This is a genomic window from Aphanothece microscopica RSMan92 (assembly GCF_046613545.2).
GTDB lineage: Bacteria > Cyanobacteriota > Cyanobacteriia > PCC-6307 > Cyanobiaceae > NIES-981.
Window position 1 is genome coordinate 1 of record NZ_JBKKKY020000665.1, and the last position, 394, is coordinate 394.

Genomic DNA, 394 nt, shown 5'->3' on the forward strand with positions numbered 1-394 from the left:
ACGCCGGAGGGCATGGTTCGCAAACAAGGCTTCGACGACACCACGTTTCAATTGTTCCTTGAGCTTCGTCCTCATGTGGTCAGCACCCCTCGTACCAGGCTAACGTGGTACGGCACTTTGCTTGATGGAATGAGGAACTCCGATGCCTCTTGCATACTCCTTGGCCCCTGCAATTGATGGCGTGCGCTCACGTTTCGTCGAGACTTCCACCGGCTTGCGCATGCACCTCCTCGAAGCGGGCACGCCTGGACGTCCAGTGCTGTTGCTGCTGCACGGTTTCCCGGAACTGGCCTACAGCTTGCGCAATCAGTTGCCTGTCCTGGCTGCTGCCGGATACCACGTAATCGCACCGGACCAGAGGGGATGCGGCCGTACAAGCGCCCAGGACGACAGT

1 protein-coding gene is annotated in these 394 nt (G+C 59.4%); it reads left to right on the forward strand.

Translation table 11 applies throughout. The features are described 5' to 3' along the window. Positions 1–160: 160 nt before the first annotated feature. Positions 161–394 (forward strand): alpha/beta fold hydrolase (locus ACLD7X_RS19540; protein WP_425625550.1); only part of this gene is annotated, 234 nt, incomplete at its 3' end.